The organism is Pseudomonas sp. B23(2017) (genome assembly GCF_002113725.1).
GTDB lineage: Bacteria > Pseudomonadota > Gammaproteobacteria > Pseudomonadales > Pseudomonadaceae > Aquipseudomonas > Aquipseudomonas putida_Z.
This window is the reverse complement of record NZ_NEJM01000021.1, coordinates 44,833-62,629: the sequence shown is the minus strand read 5'-3', so window position 1 is coordinate 62,629 and position 17,797 is coordinate 44,833. Positions and strand designations below refer to the sequence as shown.

The following is a 17,797-nucleotide window of genomic DNA, read 5'->3' as shown; positions in this document are numbered from 1 at the left end:
CCTTAGCGGCGGCCGCCAGTCTGCTTGAGGAAGTTGGCGAACAGTTCGTGGCCCTGTTCGGTCAGGATCGACTCGGGGTGGAACTGCACCCCTTCGATATTCAGCGTCTTGTGGCGCAGGCCCATGATCTCGTCGACCGAACCGTCAGCATGGGCGGTCCAGGCGGTCACTTCCAGGCACTCGGGCAAGGTTTCGCGCTTTACCACCAGCGAGTGGTAACGGGTCACGGTCAACGGGTTGTTGAGGCCGGCGAACACGCCCAGGTCACGGTGATGTACCGGGCTGGTCTTGCCGTGCATCACCTGGCGGGCACGTACCACATCACCACCAAAGGCCTGGCCGATGGACTGGTGGCCCAGGCATACGCCAAGGATCGGCAGCTTGCCGGCAAAGTGCAGGATGGCCTCGATGGACACGCCCGCCTCGCTCGGCGTGCACGGGCCTGGAGATACGACGATGCGCTCGGGGTTGAGGGCTTCGATCTGGGCGATGGTCATTTCGTCATTGCGAATGACCTTTACCTCGGCACCCAGCTCGCCAAGGTACTGAACGACGTTGTAAGTGAATGAGTCGTAATTGTCGATCATCAGTAACATCGGGTTAAACCTCTTGAATCTACTGACTTCAGAATTCGAACCTTTCTGCACCAGCCAACAGGCGCGGCTTTGCCACAAGGGGCGGTAGACAGGAAGGCAAACGGGGGCGGGCCGGACGGGCCGGCAGGGGATAAAGTCAGGCGCGCCAACGCCAACGGGCGTGGGCCTTGATTACGCGCATCAAGAGTTTGCTGACGATCAACACAGGATAGGTCTCGCTCATACGTCCCGGCACAGTAGCCTACCGGGGCGGCGGGCGCAATATGCCTGTAAACACGGGGAAACGAATGGACTTGGGAGGGATGCACTGCGATTTGCTAAGGTCGATCGGGTTGTCCTTCATAAAAACAAAGAAAAGGATGTTCACCGATGCGAAAAGCACCGTTATTGCGCTTTACCGTTGCCTCACTGGCACTGGCCTGCAGCCAGGCGTTCGCAGCACCCTCGCCCTACTCCAGCATGATCGTGTTTGGTGACAGCCTCAGCGACGCCGGGCAGTTTGGCGGGGTGCGCTTCACCAACCGCGATGCCAATGGCAATTATGCGCCCGTGTCACCGATGATCCTGGGCGGGCGGCTCGGTGTGAGCCCGACCGAGCTTGGCCCTTCCACCTCCCCGGTCAATCCGGTACTGGGCCTTCCCGACGGCAACAACTGGGCAGTCGGTGGCTACACCACCCAGCAGATCCTGGATTCGATCACCACTACCTCCGAGACCGTCATCCCGCCAGGGCGCCCCGGCGCCGGGCAGGTACTGCGTGATAAACCGGGCTACCTGGCCAACGGCCTGCGCGCCGACCCCAACGCGTTGTATTACCTGACTGGCGGCGGCAATGACTTCCTGCAAGGCCTGGTCAACAGCCCGGCCGATGCCGTGGCCGCTGGCGCCCGCCTGGCCGCCAGCGCCCAGGCCCTGCAGCAAGGCGGTGCCCGTTACATCATGGTCTGGCTGCTGCCCGACCTCGGGCAGACACCGAACTTCAGCGGTACGCCGCAACAAAACCCGCTGTCGCTGCTTTCCGGCGCGTTCAACCAGTCCCTGCTCAGCCAGTTGGGGCAGATCGATGCCGAAATCATTCCGCTGAACATCCCCGTGCTGCTGAGCGAAGCGCTGGCCAGCCCCGAGCAGTTCGGCCTGGCCAGCGGCCAGAACCTGGTCGGCACCTGCTACAGCGGCGAAGGCTGCTTGGAAAACCCGGTGTACGGCATCAACGGCGCCACGCCAGACCCGACCAAGCTGCTGTTCAACGACTCGGTGCACCCGACCATCGCCGGCCAGCAACTGATTGCCGACTACGCCTATTCGATTATCGCCGCCCCCTGGGAACTGACCCTGCTCCCGGAAATGGCCCACGCCAGCCTGCGTGCCCACCAGGACGAACTGCGCAACCAGTGGCAGACACCCTGGCAGGCAGTTGGCCAGTGGCAAGCCTTCGTTGCCACCGGAGCCCAGGACCTGGACTTCGACGGCCAGCGCAGCGCGGCCAGCGGCGATGGCCGCGGCTACAACCTGACCCTGGGCGGCAGCTATCGCCTGAACGATGCATGGCGCCTGGGCCTGGCCGGCGGCGTGTACCGGCAGAAGCTGGAAGCCGGCGCACAGGATTCGGACTACAAGCTGGACAGCTACCTTGCCAGCGCCTTCGCCCAATACCGCCAGGACCGCTGGTGGGCCGACGCGGCGCTGACCGCCGGGCACCTGGACTACAGCGACCTCAAGCGCACCTTCGCCCTTGGCGTGAACGACCGCAGCGAAAAGGGCGATACCGATGGCGAGGCCTGGGCTATGTCGGGGCGGCTGGGCTACAACCTGGCAGCCGAGAGCAGCAACTGGCAGCTGGCTCCGTTCATCAGTGCCGACTATGCGCGGGTGAAGGTGGATGGCTATGACGAGAAAAGCGGGCGCTCGACGGCGCTGGGCTTCGATGACCAGGAACGTACATCACGCCGTTTGGGCGTGGGGTTGCTGGGCAGCGTGCAGGTGCTGCCGAGTACCCGCCTGTTCGCCGAGGTGGCGCAGGAGCATGAGTTCGAGGATGACCAGCAGGATGTGACGATGCACCTGACCAGCCTGCCGGCGAATGACTTCACCCTGACAGGGTATACGCCGCACAGCGACCTGACCCGGGCGAGCCTGGGGGTGAGCCATGAAGTGGTGGCGGGGGTGCATTTGCGCGGCAACTATAACTGGCGCAAGAGTGATGAATTGACGCAGCAGGGGGTGAGTTTGGGCGTCAGCGTCGACTTTTGAATTGATGGGGCCGCTTTACGGCCCTTCGCGGGCTCGCCCGCTCCCACAGGTATTGCACAGGCCTTGCAGCATGTGATTTCCCTGTGGGAGCGGGCGAGCCCGCGAAGGGCTGCAACGCAGCCCCGATCAACTTATTTGGCCGAAGTCTGCTCGGCCAACGCCACCGCGCGGAACATTGCCCGGCGTTTGTTGATGGTTTCTTCCCACTCCAGCGCCGGCACCGAGTCGGCAACGATGCCGCCCCCAGCCTGCACATGCAGCTCACCGTCCTTGATTACCGCGGTACGGATGGCAATGGCGGTATCCATGTTGCCGTTCCACGCGAAGTAACCGACGGCACCACCGTAAACCCCACGCTTGACCGGTTCCAGCTCGTCGATGATCTCCATCGCGCGAATCTTCGGCGCACCCGAAAGCGTACCGGCCGGCAGGATCGCCCGCAGTGCGTCCATCGCCGTCAGCCCTTCGCGCAGCTGGCCAGTGACGTTGGACACAATGTGCATCACGTTGGAGTAACGCTCGATCACCATCTTCTCGGTCAGGCGCACGCTGCCGGTCGAGGACACGCGACCGACGTCGTTGCGGCCCAGGTCGATCAGCATCAGGTGCTCGGCAATTTCCTTGTCGTCCGACAGCAGGTCGTCTTCCAGCGCGCGGTCGGCCTCTTCGGTAGCGCCACGCGGGCGGGTGCCGGCAATCGGGCGTACGGTGACCAGGTTGTCCTCGACGCGTACCAGCACCTCGGGCGAGCTGCCGACCACATGGAAGTCGCCAAAGTTGAAGAAGTACATGTACGGCGTCGGGTTGAAGCAGCGCAGCGCGCGGTACAGGTCGATTGGCGCAGCCTTGAAGTCGATCGACATGCGCTGCGACGGCACCACCTGCATGCAGTCACCGGCCAGGATGTATTCCTTGATGCGGCCGACGGCGTTCTCGTAATCCTCGCGGGTATAGCTGGAGCGGAATTCCGGCTCGGCAGCCTGCGGGCCACTCAGGTCCAGGCCACGGCGTGGGGTGATCGGCTGACGCAGGGTTTCCAGCAGGCCTTGCAGGCGTGCCTGGCCCTGTTCGAAAGCCTGCTCTTCAGCCGGGTCGACCAGCACGATCGCGTGCATCTTGCCCGCCAGGTTGTCGAACACCACCACCGCATCGGACACCATCAGCAGGATATCCGGCACACCCAGCGGGTCCGGGTTGGGGCTGGCGCCCAGGCGCTTTTCCACATAGCGCACGCAGTCGTAGCCGAAGTAGCCGACCAGGCCGCCGTTGAAGCGCGGCAGGCCAGGGATATCGGCGACCTTGTAACGGTCCTTGAAGGTTTCGACAAAGGCCAGCGGGTCTTCGACATCGTGGCTTTCCACCTCCACGCCATCCTGCAGGATGCTGACGTGGTAGCCGTGCACACGCATCACCGTGCGCGATGGCAGGCCGATCATCGAGTAACGGCCCCATTTCTCGCCGCCCTGCACCGATTCGAGCAGGTACGAGTTGGGCTGGTCGGCCAGTTTCAGGTAGATCGACAGCGGCGTGTCGAAGTCGGCCAGGGTTTCGCAGGCCAGGGGAATGCGGTTGTAGCCGGCAGCGGCCAGGCGCAGGAATTCTTCGCGGGTCATGGGTAGCCTCGTGGCAAGCAGCAATAGGTCAGGCAAACGGACGGGCCGGCACGCGCCGGCAGGCTGAAGTCAGGCGCGCCAACGCCAACGGGCCAGGGCCTTGATGACTTTCATCCAGAATTTGCCGGTAACCGCCACGGTGGACTCTCTGTCTTGTGAGGCTTGAAGGTCCGCCAACGTTATCCCAGTGGCCGGGTCTGCGCAACCGGGCAGCAATGCGCGCAGGTCGTCGATCACCAGACTGGGGGCTTCGTCGTGGATCGGTCGGCCGTGGTTGTAGCCGTAGGTCAGGCCCACGCACTGCACGCCAGCCGCCTTGGCCGCCAGCACATCACTGCGTGAATCGCCGACAAACAGCGACTGCTGCGGGGTGACACCGGCCATCTGCATGACGAACAGCAGCGCCGCAGGGTCGGGCTTTTTCTGCGGCAGGGTGTCGCCGCCTATGATCCAGCGGAAGTAGTTGCCGATCTTCATCTGGTCCAGCAGCGGGCCAACGAAGCGTTCGGGCTTATTGGTGATCAGCGCCATTTCCACGCCCTGCTTGCGCAGCCAGCGCAGGGTGTCCTGCACACCGGGGTAGACCACGGTCAGTTCGTGGCTTTCGGCATAGGCGTCCATGAACAACGCCAACGCCTGGTCGGCCAGCGCATCGTCCACGGCAGCGTGGTCGATGCCACCGGCCAGCGCCCGGCGCACCAGCACCTGGGCACCGTTGCCCACCCAGTGGCGCACCGCCTCCAGGCCGGCAGGCGGGCGCCCCAGTTCGAGCAGCATGCGGTCCACGGCGGCGGCCAGGTCTGGCACGGAATCGATCAGGGTACCGTCCAGATCGAACATCACCAGCCTGGGCAGCGTCCCCGGGAACAGCTGCTCGAAGCCGCTCATGGGCGGGCCTGAGCCAGTTCGGAACGCATCCTGGCGATCACTTCCTGGTAGTCCGGGGCGTTGAAGATTGCCGAGCCGGCCACGAAGGTGTCGGCGCCAGCGGCAGCGATCTCGCGGATGTTGTTGACGTTGACGCCACCGTCGATTTCCAGGCGGATATCACGGCCGCTGGCGTCGATCAGCGCACGCGCCTCGCGCAGCTTGTCGAGGGTGCCAGGGATGAACTTCTGCCCGCCGAAGCCCGGGTTGACGCTCATCAGCAGCACCATGTCGACCTTGTCCATCACGTACTTCAGCGCGTCCAGGCTGGTGGCCGGGTTGAACACCAGGCCGGCCTTGCAGCCACCGTCCTTGATCAGCTGCAGCGAACGGTCGATGTGCTGCGAGGCTTCCGGGTGGAAGGTGATGTAGGTGGCACCAGCTTCGATGAAGTCGCCGATGATGCGGTCGACCGGGCTGACCATCAGGTGCACATCGATCGGGGCGGTGACGCCATACTTGCGCAGGGCGGTGCAGACCATCGGGCCGATGGTCAGGTTGGGGACGTAGTGGTTGTCCATGACATCGAAGTGGACGATGTCGGCACCCGCGGCCAATACCTTGTCGACGTCCTCGCCCAGTCGGGCGAAATCGGCGGAGAGAATGGAGGGGGCAATAGCGTAGGGCTGCATGGCGCACCTGTTGGCAGAATCACGGTGGCGCGCATTGTAACCCAGGGAAGCGGATGAAGGCTGATTAGCATCAACCTGTACCGGCCCCTTCGCGGCTAAAGCCGCTCCCACAGGGACCCCGCAGGCATCGAAAGCTGCGCAAATCCTGTGGGAGCGGCTTTAGCCGCGAAGAGGCCAGCACAGGCAACACACCTTCAACCAGGCTGCTGGGTCCTCAGCTTCTCGCTACGCCCACGCAACCACTCAAGGGTCAGCAGCAATACCACCGAGAAGGCAATCAGCAAGGTCGCCGCCGCGGCAATGGTCGGGCTCAGGTTCTCGCGAATACCACTGAACATCTGTCGCGGCAGGGTCGCCTGCTCCGGCCCGGCCAGGAACAGGGTCACCACTACTTCGTCAAACGACGTGGCAAAGGCGAACAACGCCCCCGAAATCACCCCGGGCGCGATCAGCGGCAGGGTCACCCGGCGGAAAGTCAGCAGCGGCGAGGCGCCCAGGCTGGCTGCCGCGCGCACCAGGTTGTAGTTGAAGCCCTGCAAGGTCGCCGACACGGTAATGATGACGAACGGCACGCCCAGTACCGCATGCACCAGAATCAGCGAGGTGAAGCTGTTGCCCATGCCCAGCGGGGCGAAGAACAGGTAGCTGGCCACACCGATGATCACCACCGGCACCACCATCGGTGAAATCACCAGCGCCATCACCAGCGACTTGCCAGGGAAGTCGCCACGGGTCAGGCCGATGGCCGCCAGGGTGCCGAACACCATGGCCAGCACTGTGGCTGCCGGGGCGACGATGATGCTGTTCTTCAAGGCCCGCATCCACTCGGCCGAGCCGAAGAAGTCCTGGTACCACTGCAGCGAGAAGCCCTGCAGCGGGTACACCAGGAAACTGCCACTGTTGAACGACAGCGGCACGATCACCAGCACCGGCAGTATGAGGAACAGCAGGATCAAACCGCAAAGAATGCGCAGGCTGTAGAACCACACCCGCTCCACGGGCGACATGTAAGGGCTCAGCATGACAAGGCTCCTCAGCTCAGGCGCAGGCGGCTGGCGCCGACCAGCCAGCTATAGATCAGGTACAACAGCACGGTCGCCAGCAGCAACAGCCCGCCCAGCGCGGTGGCCATGCCCCAGTTGATGCTGGTGTTGGTGTAGAAGGCCACGAAGTAGCTGACCATCTGGTCATTCGGGCTGCCCAGCAGTGCCGGGGTGATGTAGTAGCCGATGGCCAGGATGAACACCAGCAGGCAACCAGCGCCAACCCCGGCGTAGGTCTGCGGGAAGTAGACCCGCCAGAAACTGGCGAACGGGTGGCAGCCCAGCGAGATCGCCGCACGCATGTAACTTGGCGAAATGCCCTTCATCACGCTGTACAGCGGCAGGATCATGAACGGCAACAGGATGTGCACCATCGAGATGTACACGCCGGTGCGGTTGAACACCAGTTCCAGCGGCTGGTCGATGATGCCCATGGCCATCAGCGCGCTGTTGATCAGGCCACCCGACTGCAGCAGCACGATCCACGCCGCCACCCGCACCAGGATCGAGGTCCAGAACGGCAGCAGCACCAGGATCATCAGCAGGTTGCTCTGCCGGGTCGGCAGGTTGGCCAGCAGGTAGGCCAGCGGGTAGGCCAGCACCAGGCAGATGGCAGTAATCACCACACCCATCCACAGGGTGCGGGCGAAGATATCCAGGTAGATGGCCTGGTCCGGGGTGGCCTTGGCCAGTTCGCCAAGGTCATCGATGCGGTGGTCGAGCGAAGCCAGCAGGTAGAACGAGGTGACCGTACTGGTGTTGCGGCGGATCGCCTGCCAGTAGGCCGGGTCGCCCCAACGCTCGTCGAGGGCCTGCAAGGCATCTTTATAGGAAGCGGGTTCGCTCTTGAACGGCAGCGCCCGCGCGGTCTTGGCCAACAGGCTGCGGTAACCGGCCAGCTCCATGTTCAGGCGCTTGGAAAGGTCGCCCAGGGTCTGGTTCTTGCGCGACTCGGCCAGGTCCTGGCTCAACGCCTTGTACACGTCCTCGCCCGGCAGGCTCTTGCCATCCCACTGGGTGATGACGCCCACGGTGCGCGGCAGGCCGCCAACCACTTCTGGGTTGCCGACGCTCTTGTACAGCAGCGCCGCGATCGGCACCAGGAACACCAGCAGGAGAAACAGCGCCAGCGGCGCGATCAACGCCTGCGCCTTCCAGCGGTTGACCCGCTCGGCGTGCTTGAGGCGCTGCTTGAGACTTGGACCTGCGCCTTCTTTGAGGGGCACTGCAATGGCCATGGCGAACTCCGCGATACGAACTGAAAATGGGGCTGCTGCGCAGCCCATCGCAGGCAAGCCAGCTCCTACAGATACTCCGCTGGCTCCAGGGCAGCGGCCCCCTGTGGGAGCTGGCTTGCCGGCGATGGGCCGCAACGCGGCCCCCTACGCTGGTCGTTTACTTCTTCGCCGCCCAGGCGTTGAAGCGTTGCTCCAGCTGCTCGCTGTTGTCAGCCCAGAAGGCCACGTCGATCTGCACCTGGTTGGCGATGTTTTCAGGCGTGGTCGGCATGTCCTTCTTCACCGCGTCCGACAGCAGGCTCACGGCCTTGGAATTGGCCGGGCCGTAGGCGATGTTCTCGGAGTAGGTCTTCTGCTGCTCGGGCTGCACGCTGAAGGCGATGAATTTCTTCGCTTCCTCGGCATCCTTGGCGCCTTTCGGGATGGCCCAGGCGTCGAAGTCGTAGATGCCGCCGTTCCACACCACCTTCAGGTTGCTCTCTTTCTGCACCGCAGCGATGCGGCCGTTGTAGGCAGAGCTCATGACCACGTCACCCGAGGCCAGGTACTGCGGCGGCTGGGCGCCAGCTTCCCACCACTGGATGCTTGGCTTGAGTTCGTCGAGTTTCTTGAAGGCACGGTCCACGCCCTCTTTGGTGCCCAGCACCTGGTACACGTCCTTCGGCGCCACGCCGTCGGCCATCAGGGCGAATTCCAGGGTGTACTTGGCGCCCTTGCGCAGGCCGCGCTTGCCCGGGAATTTCTTGGTATCCCAGAAATCGGCCCAGCTGGTCGGTGCGGTCTTCAGCTTGTCGGCGTTGTAGGCCAGCACAGTGGACCATACGAAGAAGCCCACGCCGCATGGCTGGATGGCACCCGGCACGTAGTCGGCCTCATTACCGAACAGGGCCGGGTCGAGTTCTTCGAACATGCCCTCGTCACAGCCGCGGGCCAGTTCTGGCGACTCGACTTCCACCAGGTTCCAGGACACGCTCTTGGTGTCGACCATGGCTTTGACCTTGGCCATCTCGCCGTTGTACTCGCCTGCGACGATCTTGCCCTTGCCGGCCTTCTCCCACGGTTCGTAGAACGCCTTGACCTGGGCCGCCTTGTTGGCACCGCCGAACGAGACCACGGTGAGGTCTGCGGCCATGGCCTGGCCAGCGGCGAACAGCCCCAGGGCCAGGGCCAGGGCGGTCAGTTTCAACTGCTTGCGCATTATTATTCTCTCCACAGTACAGGGTTGGTGAAGCAATCGATCAATGGGCTTCGGCAATCGGATCGAGCGCGCGGGCGTGCTCCACCTCCCAGCCCAGCGGTACCACATCGCCCACGGCCAGGGCCGGGTCGAGCTCGGCAATCGGCTGTTTCACGAAGAAGTCGCCCTTGCCGCAAACCTCCAGGCGCACCCGCACGTGGTCGCCCAGGTAAATGAATTCGGCCACCCGGCCCGAGAAGCGGTTCACGCAGCTTTCGCTGTGGCCGTTCAGGCGCACGCGCTCCGGGCGGATCGACAGGGTCACCGGCTCGCCGGCCTGGCCGACATTCACCGCCAGCGCCTCGACCCGCTCGCCACGCGGCAACTGCACCTGGCAGCGCTTGCCATCACTGGCCAGCAAGGTGCCGTTGATGCGGTTGTTCTCGCCGATGAAGTTGGCGACGAAGGTGTTGCAGGGTTCTTCGTACAGCGTGCGCGGGTCGGCGATCTGCTGGATTTCACCCTGGTGGAACACGGCCACCCGGTCGGACATGGTCAGCGCTTCGCCCTGGTCGTGGGTCACGTACACCACGGTCACGCCCAGGCGCTGGTGGATGTGCTTGATCTCCATCTGCATGTGCTCGCGCAGCTGCTTGTCCAGCGCGCCCAGCGGTTCGTCCATCAGCACCAGCTGCGGCTCGAACACCAGCGCGCGGGCCAGGGCCACACGCTGCTGCTGGCCGCCGGACAGCTGGCCGGGGTAACGCTTGGCGAAGGCATCGAGCTGGACCATGTTCAGCACCCGCTTGACCCGCTCGCTGATGTCGGTCTTGCTCAGGTTGCGCACGGTCAGCGGGAAGGCCAGGTTCTCGGCCACGGTCATGTGCGGGAACAGCGCGTAGTTCTGGAACACCATGCCGATGTCGCGCTTGTGCGGCGGCACGTTGTTGATCGAACGCCCGGCCAGCTGGATTTCACCGGCGGTGGGGGTTTCGAAGCCGGCCAGCATCATCAGGCTGGTGGTCTTGCCCGAGCCGGACGGGCCAAGCAGGGTGAGGAACTCGCCCTTGCGAATATCCAGGTTGAGGTCTTTGACGATCAGCGACTCGCCGTCGTAGCTCTTCTGCACACCACGGAAGCTGACCAGCGTTTCGCTGGTTGCAGCGTTCGACTTCGCCTCGCTCATGCCTGCACCTTCTTGTTGGATGACTGCGTAGGCAAAGACTAGACAAGCGGCAAGCGCCGGAAAATCGGGGGTGCTGAGAGAATGCCATCATCCGGATGGAAGATTTGTTGTAGGGATTCCCCTACAAAGATGGCGGGTTTGGAACACTTCTTTCAGCCCTCCGGTACGCCCCTGTGGGAGCGGGTTCACCCGCGAAGAGGCCAGCCCAGGCACCGCAGATGGCAGGTCAGGCCCTTTCGCGGGTAAACCCGCTCCCACAGGGATTCGCTACAGGCGGCAGGAAGCGCATGTCGCATTCAGACCAGCTTGTGCTCCATGGCGTACTTCACCAGCTCAGCCAGCGAGTTCACTTTCAGCTTCTGCATCAGGCGCGCCTTGTGGGTGCTGATGGTCTTGCTCGACAGCGCCAGCTGCTGGGCGATGTCGTTGACGTTGGCGCCCTGGGCCAGGCGTTCGAACACCGAAAACTCCCGCTCGGACAGCAGCGTGTGCAACGGCCGCGACTCCGTCAGGCCCACTTCGAAGACCATGCGGTCGGCCAGCGCCGGGTCGATATAACGCCCGCCAGCGGCAACCCGGCGAATCGCGGTCAGCAACAGCGCCGGGTCGCTGTCCTTGGTGGCATAGCCCGCCGCCCCGGCCTTCAACGCCCGCGCCGCCATCTGCGCTTCATCGTGCATCGACAGCATCAAAATCGCCGGGGCGTCGTGCAACGCGCGGATCCGCGGGATCGCCTCCAGGCCATTCACACCCGGCATCGAGATATCCAGCAGTACCACCTCGCACGGCGTGTGGCGCAGGGTTTCCAGCAACTGCTCACCGTTACCGGCCTCCCCCGCCACCTGCATGTCCTTGGCCAGGCCAATCAACTGCTTGATGCCCTCACGGACAATGGTGTGGTCTTCGGCCACCAGCACTCGAATCACGATCGCTCTCCTACTCCAACGGTATGGCCACGCTCAGGCTGGTGCCTTCGCCCGGTTCACTGTCCAGCGCCATGCTGCCGCCCAGCATCAGTACCCGCTCACGCACCCCGACCAGGCCGAACGAGGTGGGCCGGGGCTGGTCGCGGCAAAAGCCCTGGCCGTCATCGCTGACAGTCATGCGCAATTGCCCGTGCTCACGCACCAGTTCGATCTCCACGCTGTGCGCCTGGGCATGGCGCATCACGTTGGTCAGTGCCTCCTGGAGGATACGGAACAGCCCGGTGGCCTTGGCGTCGCTCAATGCTGGCAGATTATCCGGTACTTGCACCAGGCAGGGGATCTGCGTGCGTGCTTCAAAACGCCGCGCCTGCCATTCGATGGCCGAGGCGATGCCGGCATCGAGAATCGGCGGGCGCAAGGCGGTGGCCACGTCGCGCACCAGCTGGAACAGTTGGGCGATCAGGCGTTTCATGCTGGTCAGGCGCTCGTTCAGGCCCGGGTCCAGCTCGGCGAAGGCCAGTTCGCACATCGACACCTCCAGCTTGAGCACGGTCAGCATCTGCCCCAGTTCATCGTGCACTTCCCGGGCGATGCGGGCCTTTTCTTCCTCACGCACGCTCTCCAGGTGGGCCGACAGTTCGCGCAGCTGCTCCTGGGACCTGGCCAGCGCCAACTCGGCCCGCTTGCCCTGGGTGATGTCCCACACCACGCCGTCCCACACCACCTGGCCGTTGCCCAGGCGCCGGGTGCTGGCCTTGATGTCGGCCCAGCGCTGTTCACCCTGGCGGGTGAGGATGCGCCCCTGCCAGGACCAGTCCTGGTCGCTGGCCAGGGCCAGGTCCTGCACTCGGTGGTAATCGGCGCGGTCCTCGGGATGGACCAGGTTGCGCAGGCCCATCTGCGGGTGCTGGATCTCGCTGGGCGAATAGCCCACCAAGGCCTCGCTGCCCTCACTGATGTAGGGGAATTCCAGGTCGCCCTCGGCCGGGTCGCGCTCCAGGCGGAACACCAACCCCGGCACGTTGCCGGCAATGCCCTTGAGGCGCGCCTCGCTTTCGCGCAGGGCCGCCAGGGCACGGTGGCGCTCGGTGACATCGGCGAGGTACACCACCAGGTACTCGGAGTCACGAAAGCGCAGAAAACTCAGCGACAGCTCGACCGGCAGCAGGCTGTGGTCAGCCCGGCGGCACTGCGTCTCGAACTGGCCGACACCGCCCGACCCGGTGCGCGCGCCCTTCCACAGCTCCAGCCAGCGGTCCATGGTCAGGCTGGGTTCAAAGTCGCTCAGCGGACGCTCCAGCAGCGCGCCTTCGCCGTAGCCCAGCATGCGCTCGGCGGCATGGTTGGCGTAGCGTACGTGGCTGTCCCAGTTGACCCAGAGGATGCCCACCGTGCTCTGGTCGATGGCGAACTGGCTCAGGCGCAACGCTTCTTCGCGCACCTGCCGCTCCACCAGGCTTTCGCGCGTGGCCAGCAGGCTGCGCTCCAGCTGGCGCTGCTGCCGACGCTGCCACAGCAGGGTGGCCAGCGCGCACAACAGCAGCATGCCGAACAGCAGGGCCAGGTTCTGCCAGAACCCCGTCGACTCGCTCAGGCGTGGGTACTTTGGCTGCAGCCAACGCTGGTGCAGTTGCTCCAGTTCCTTGGCCGGCAGCGTCTGCAGGCCACGCTCGAGCACATCGGCCAGCAGCGGCCAGTCGCGCCGCGAACCGATGCGCAACAGCTGCGGCAGGCCGATATCGCCGACCACCGCCAGCTCGCCGAACTCGCTTTCGCGCGACAGGCGGCTGAGCTGGGCTTCGTCCAGCACTGCGAAACTGGCCTGGCCGCCCACCACCAGTTGCAGGGCCTCGCGCTCGTTGGGCACCCCTTGCAGGTTGAGGTTGCTGTAGTTGCCACGCAGGTAGTCCGCCAACTGGCTGGGCATGCGTACCGCCACCCGCTGCTCGGCCTCGAGCGTTTCCAGTTCCACGGCCATGGTCCCGGTGCGCGGCCCAACCACCAGTTGCGGCACGCGCATGTAAGGGTCGCTGAACAGCCACAGACGCAAGCTGGCAGGGGTCTGGGTAAGCCCCGGGGCAAAGTCGATTTCGCCGGCCTGCAGGGCATGCTCGAGGCTGGCCTGGTCGGCGAAGTTGCGCCAGGTAAGGTCCAGCCGCAGCGCCTGTGCCAGGCTGCTCACCAGCTCCACGTTGGCCCCGTACAACTGCTGCAGGCGCCGGTCGAACTGAGCGTAGGGCGCCTGCAACACCAGGCCGACACGCAGGCTGCGGTGCGTATCCAGCCATTGCTGCTGGGCCGGTTCCAGGGCAACCGTGGGCACCGCCTCGGGCCTGGCCAATGCAATCAAGGGCAGCCAAAAGCAGCCGATAACCAACAGGCGACGCACTCGCTTCATCTACACGCTCGTCTTGGCAAGGCGGCCATGCAGCATGGCCGTCACGGGCAAATACTATTAGGCTTCCGGTATCATTCTGGCCCTGGGTTGATCATGTCCACACTTTATCGCACGACGCTGGCAATGTGCTGCCTGGCCTCGATCCTTCCACTCGGCGCCCTGGCCGCCGATGCCGAAAAACCATCCACCACCACCGAGGCACCCGCTGCCCAAGCCCCTCGCCCGCCGCTGCTGGAGCGCAGCCAGGAGGACGCCCAGGCGCTGGAGCGGCTGGTGCCCAAGGCCGAACAGCAGACCCTGCAGGCCGGTGCCGACAGCTTCCTGGCCCTGTGGAAACCGGCCAACGACAGCGACCCGCAGGGGGCGGTCATCATCGTCCCGGGGGCTGGCGAAACGGCTGACTGGCCAAATGCGGTCGGCCCGCTGCGGCAGAAGTTCCCCGATATCGGCTGGCACAGCCTGAGCATCAGCCTGCCCGACCTGCTCGCCGACAGCCCGCAGGCGCGGGTCGAGGCCAAGCCGGCTGCCGAGCCGCAGCCAGACAAGGGCGAAAGCGCCCCGGCCAAGGACATGCCGGCCGATGCCAATGCCAACGTCGCCCAGGCTACCGCAGCTGATGCCGACACCGCGGAAAGCACTGACGCCAAACAGGTCAGCGAGCAAACCGACCCGGCCGATGCCGAGCGCATTTTCGCCCGCCTGGATGCTGCGGTGGCCTTTGCCCAGCAGCACAACGCCCGCAGCATCGTGCTGATCGGCCATGGCAGCGGCGCGTATTGGGCGGCCCGCTACCTGAGCGAGAAACAGCCACCGCAGGTGCAGAAACTGGTGATGGTTGCCGCGCAGACACCGGCGCGGGTGGAGCATGACCTGGAAAGCCTGGCGCCGACCTTGAAAGTGCCGACTGCCGACATCTACTACGCCACCCGCAGCGCTGACCGCAATGCTGCCGCGCAGCGCCTGCAGGCCAGCAAGCGGCAGAAGGACAGTCAGTACCGGCAGTTGTCGCTGATTGCCATGCCGGGGAACAAGGTGGCCGAGCAGGAGCAACTATTCCGCCGGGTGCGGGGGTGGATGAGCCCACAGGGTTGATCCAGGAATGCTGGGGCCGCTTTGCGGCCCTTTCGCGACACAAGGCCGCTCCCACAGGTGCCGCGCAAAAACCGAGGGCTGCGCTGTACTTGTGGGAGCGGCCTTGTGTCGCGAAAGGGGTGCGAAGCGCCCCCGCTTTTACAGGCCGCGCCGCTTACGGATCATTGCATAGGCCTGATGCAACTCCCGGGTCCGCTCGGTCGCTTCACGCACCTGCGCCTCACTGGCACCAGTGCCCGCCAGCTTGTCCGGGTGGTGCCGGCTGACCAGCCGACGATACGCCTGCTTGACCTTGTCGGCATCGGTATCCGCCTCGACCGCCAGCAAGCGCAACGCCGCCGCATAGGTCATGGCGACCCCTTCCGGCCCCGCCGCCTTGCGTGGTTCGTACTCCAGCGACATGGCTTGCACCTGCCGCCGGCTCAGGCCCAGTTTCTGACCCCAGTCCAACAGCAGTTCACGCTCCTTGTTGCCCATCTTGCCGTCGGCCCAGACCATGCGCCAACAGGCACGCAGGGTGCCCTCGGCCGCATGCGGCTGCTGGCGAATGCGCCGCAGGTGCCCACTCAGCCTGTCCTTGCCCGCCTTGCCACGGTTGAACGCGGCAATCGCACGCAGCCGGGCCGCTTCGGCCAGGTCCAGGCGCACCATCTCCTGGCGCGCCTGCTGGATATGCTGCTCGCCCACCCGGCCATCGCACTTGGCCAGGCGCCCGAGCATAACGAACAGCAACTCATCGTCCTGCAAGGCCGAACGCCCGCCCAGGCGTTCGCGCATGTCCTCCCAGCCTTGCAAACGCAGGCGGCGGTCCATGGCCTGGCCGAGCAACGCGCCGAGCAAGGCCCCGGGGATGCTGGCAACGGCAAAGCCGGCACCGGCACCAATCACCGTGCTTGGCCACCACATGTCAGGCGCGCTCGCCGATCAGGCGCTCGGCCTCGGCCAGGCGCTCGATAGTACCGACATCAACCCAGTGCCCACGGTAGTGCTCGCCACTGACCTGGCCCGCAGCCATGGCCTGGCGCAGCAACGGCGCCAGCTTGAAGGCGCCAGGCTGGCAGCCTTCGAACAGCGCCGGGTGCAGCACCGAAAGGCCGCTGAAGGTCAGCGTGCCAGGGGCATCATCACCATCGACCACCCGCTCGCCCACCAGGCGGAAGTCGCCGCGGCCGTGATGGCCTGGGTTATCGACCAGCACCAAATGGGCCAGGCCTTGCAGGGGAGCCAGCAGGCGCGCGAAGTCGTAGTCGGTCCAGACATCGCCGTTCACCAACAGGAACGGCGCGTCACCCAGCAATGGCAGGGCCTTGAAGATGCCACCGCCGGTTTCCAGCGGCTCGCCTTCGGGCGAATAGCGGATGCTCAGGCCGAAACGGCTGCCGTCACCCAGGTGGTCCTCGATCTGCTGGCCGAGCCAGGCATGGTTGATCACCACCTCGGTGACGCCCGCCGCAGCCAGGGCACGCAGGTGATACTCGATCAGTGGCTGGCCGGCGACCGGGACCAGCGGCTTGGGGGTGTGCAGGGTCAGCGGGCGCATGCGCTCGCCTTTGCCCGCTGCCAATATCATTGCCTTCATGCACGCGCTCCGGCCTGCAACTCGGCAATCAGCTCACCCAGCTCCGCCAATTCGGGCCGGCGGCTGATCACTTCTTCTATATAGGCGAAGAAGCGCGGCACGTCGCCCAGGTAACGGGGTTTGCCGTCGCGGTGGCAGATACGGGCGAAGATACCGATCACCTTCAGGTGGCGCTGCACACCCATCAGGTCGCTGGCACGCTGGAACGCCTCGAAGTCGGCCTGCACCGGGATGCCGGCAGCCTGCGCCTTCTGCCAGTAGTCGCGCAGCCAGCCTTCGACCCGCGCCTGGGGCCAGCTGAGGAAGGCGTCCTTGAACAGGCAGGTGATGTCGTAGGTGACCGGGCCGTACACGGCATCCTGGAAGTCCAGCACGCCGGGGTTGGGCGTGCTCTGCATCAGGTTGCGGGGCATGTAGTCGCGGTGCACCAGTACCTTGGGCTGGGCCAATGCGCTGTCGATCAGCAGCTGACTGATTCGTTGCCAGGTGGCTTTCTGGGCATCGCTGAAGGCCAGGCCAAGCTCACGGCCCACGTACCACTCCGGGAACAACTCGACTTCACGGCGCAGCAGCGCATCATCGTAGCTGGGCAGCGGCGCGTCCATCGGCAGGCGCTGGAACGCCAGCAACGCGTCGATGGCATCGGCGAACAGGCCGTCGGCGTTGTCGGCATCAATGATATCAAGGTATGTCTGGTGGCCCAGGTCACCCAGTAGCAGGAAGCCACGCTCCAGGTCCTGGGCATGGATCAGCGGCACATGCACGCCGGCGCTGGCCAGCAAGTGGTCGATGGCGACGAACGGTCGGCAGTTTTCCTGCGGAGGTGGTGCATCCATGATCACGAAGCTGTGGCCGGCGCCCTGCCAGCGAAAGTAACGACGGAAGCTGGCATCGCTGCTGGCCGCGGTCAGGCTGCCTGCGGGCACTTCGCCCCAGGCGTTTTTCCGGGAAAGATCATTGAGCTGCTCATCGAGCCAGACCGTCAGTTGTTGCAGGCGTACATCGTGTTCAGGCATTACAAGGGTCTCCGACGGCCCTAGCCGTCAAGCGGGTCATGCTTTATTATCCAGCATCTTTTTCAGACCATCGAGAGGCGTGCGGCCCCACACGCGGGCAGATGGCACGCAGGAAGCCCGGACT

Annotated in this window: 15 protein-coding genes; 2 read left to right on the top strand and 13 right to left on the bottom strand. The window is 64.8% G+C overall.

All coding sequences use genetic code 11. The annotated features are described in order from the left end of the window. Positions 1–2 precede the first annotated feature (2 nt). The gene (locus CAG46_RS25565) at positions 3–596 is read right to left on the bottom strand and encodes an aminodeoxychorismate/anthranilate synthase component II (protein ID WP_003259809.1); all 594 of its coding nucleotides are present in this window, start codon (positions 594–596) and stop codon (positions 3–5) included. A gap of 369 nt (positions 597–965) precedes the next feature. Here CAG46_RS25565 and estP point away from each other — a divergent pair, with 369 nt between their 5' ends. Beyond that, positions 966–2,846 (top strand): esterase EstP, encoded by a 1,881-nt coding sequence (estP, locus tag CAG46_RS25560; protein ID WP_085618964.1) that lies wholly within the window; start codon positions 966–968, stop codon positions 2,844–2,846. Positions 2,847–2,977: 131 nt separating this feature from the next. Here the strand turns inward: estP and trpE are convergent, their stop codons facing one another. The 9 genes from trpE to CAG46_RS25515 all read right to left on the bottom strand — a co-directional run bounded on the left by trpE (position 2,978) and on the right by CAG46_RS25515 (position 13,986). Then, positions 2,978–4,459 (bottom strand): anthranilate synthase component I, encoded by a 1,482-nt coding sequence (gene trpE, locus CAG46_RS25555; protein WP_013970606.1) that lies wholly within the window; start codon positions 4,457–4,459, stop codon positions 2,978–2,980. A 69-nt stretch (positions 4,460–4,528) separates the two neighbouring features. Next, on the bottom strand, positions 4,529–5,347 hold the full coding sequence (locus CAG46_RS25550) for a phosphoglycolate phosphatase (RefSeq protein ID WP_085618962.1): 819 nt from the start codon (positions 5,345–5,347) through the stop codon (positions 4,529–4,531). Beyond that, positions 5,344–6,018, bottom strand: a complete 675-nt coding sequence (gene rpe, locus CAG46_RS25545; RefSeq protein ID WP_075044416.1) for a ribulose-phosphate 3-epimerase — start codon at positions 6,016–6,018, stop codon at positions 5,344–5,346. Before rpe ends, CAG46_RS25550 begins: the two co-directional genes overlap by 4 nt. Positions 6,019–6,212: 194 nt before the next feature. Then, complete coding sequence (locus tag CAG46_RS25540) at positions 6,213–7,040, bottom strand: ABC transporter permease (protein ID WP_013970603.1); 828 nt, start codon at positions 7,038–7,040, stop codon at positions 6,213–6,215. 11 nt (positions 7,041–7,051) lie between these two features. Then, positions 7,052–8,299, bottom strand: coding sequence for an ABC transporter permease (locus CAG46_RS25535; protein WP_013970602.1), 1,248 nt, complete (start codon positions 8,297–8,299; stop codon positions 7,052–7,054). 157 nt (positions 8,300–8,456) lie between these two features. Further along, the gene (locus CAG46_RS25530) at positions 8,457–9,497 is read right to left on the bottom strand and encodes an ABC transporter substrate-binding protein (RefSeq protein WP_085618960.1); all 1,041 of its coding nucleotides are present in this window, start codon (positions 9,495–9,497) and stop codon (positions 8,457–8,459) included. 40 nt (positions 9,498–9,537) lie between these two features. Further along, a complete protein-coding gene (locus CAG46_RS25525) occupies positions 9,538–10,662 on the bottom strand; it encodes an ABC transporter ATP-binding protein (RefSeq protein ID WP_012270208.1) in 1,125 nt (374 codons plus the stop codon). 296 nt (positions 10,663–10,958) lie between these two features. Further along, entirely contained in the window at positions 10,959–11,591 is a 633-nt protein-coding gene (locus CAG46_RS25520; protein WP_170929296.1) for a response regulator transcription factor, read from the bottom strand. A 7-nt stretch (positions 11,592–11,598) separates the two neighbouring features. Further along, the gene (locus CAG46_RS25515) at positions 11,599–13,986 is read right to left on the bottom strand and encodes a PAS domain S-box protein (RefSeq protein WP_085618958.1); all 2,388 of its coding nucleotides are present in this window, start codon (positions 13,984–13,986) and stop codon (positions 11,599–11,601) included. Positions 13,987–14,079: 93 nt separating this feature from the next. Here CAG46_RS25515 and CAG46_RS25510 point away from each other — a divergent pair, with 93 nt between their 5' ends. Beyond that, a complete protein-coding gene (locus tag CAG46_RS25510) occupies positions 14,080–15,078 on the top strand; it encodes an alpha/beta hydrolase family protein (protein ID WP_085618956.1) in 999 nt (332 codons plus the stop codon). Positions 15,079–15,216: 138 nt separating this feature from the next. Here CAG46_RS25510 and CAG46_RS25505 read toward each other — a convergent pair whose 3' ends face one another. Genes CAG46_RS25505 through CAG46_RS25495 form a run of 3 tightly spaced genes read right to left on the bottom strand, consistent with a single transcriptional unit; the run spans position 15,217 to position 17,673 of the window. Next, the gene (locus CAG46_RS25505; RefSeq protein ID WP_085618954.1) at positions 15,217–15,984 is read right to left on the bottom strand and encodes a TerB family tellurite resistance protein; all 768 of its coding nucleotides are present in this window, start codon (positions 15,982–15,984) and stop codon (positions 15,217–15,219) included. Between the two features lies 1 nt (position 15,985). After that, positions 15,986–16,657, bottom strand: a complete 672-nt coding sequence (murU, locus tag CAG46_RS25500; protein WP_085618952.1) for an N-acetylmuramate alpha-1-phosphate uridylyltransferase MurU — start codon at positions 16,655–16,657, stop codon at positions 15,986–15,988. After that, positions 16,654–17,673, bottom strand: coding sequence for an aminoglycoside phosphotransferase family protein (locus CAG46_RS25495; protein WP_085618950.1), 1,020 nt, complete (start codon positions 17,671–17,673; stop codon positions 16,654–16,656). The genes murU and CAG46_RS25495 overlap by 4 nt, the downstream gene beginning before the upstream one ends. Positions 17,674–17,797 lie beyond the last annotated feature (124 nt).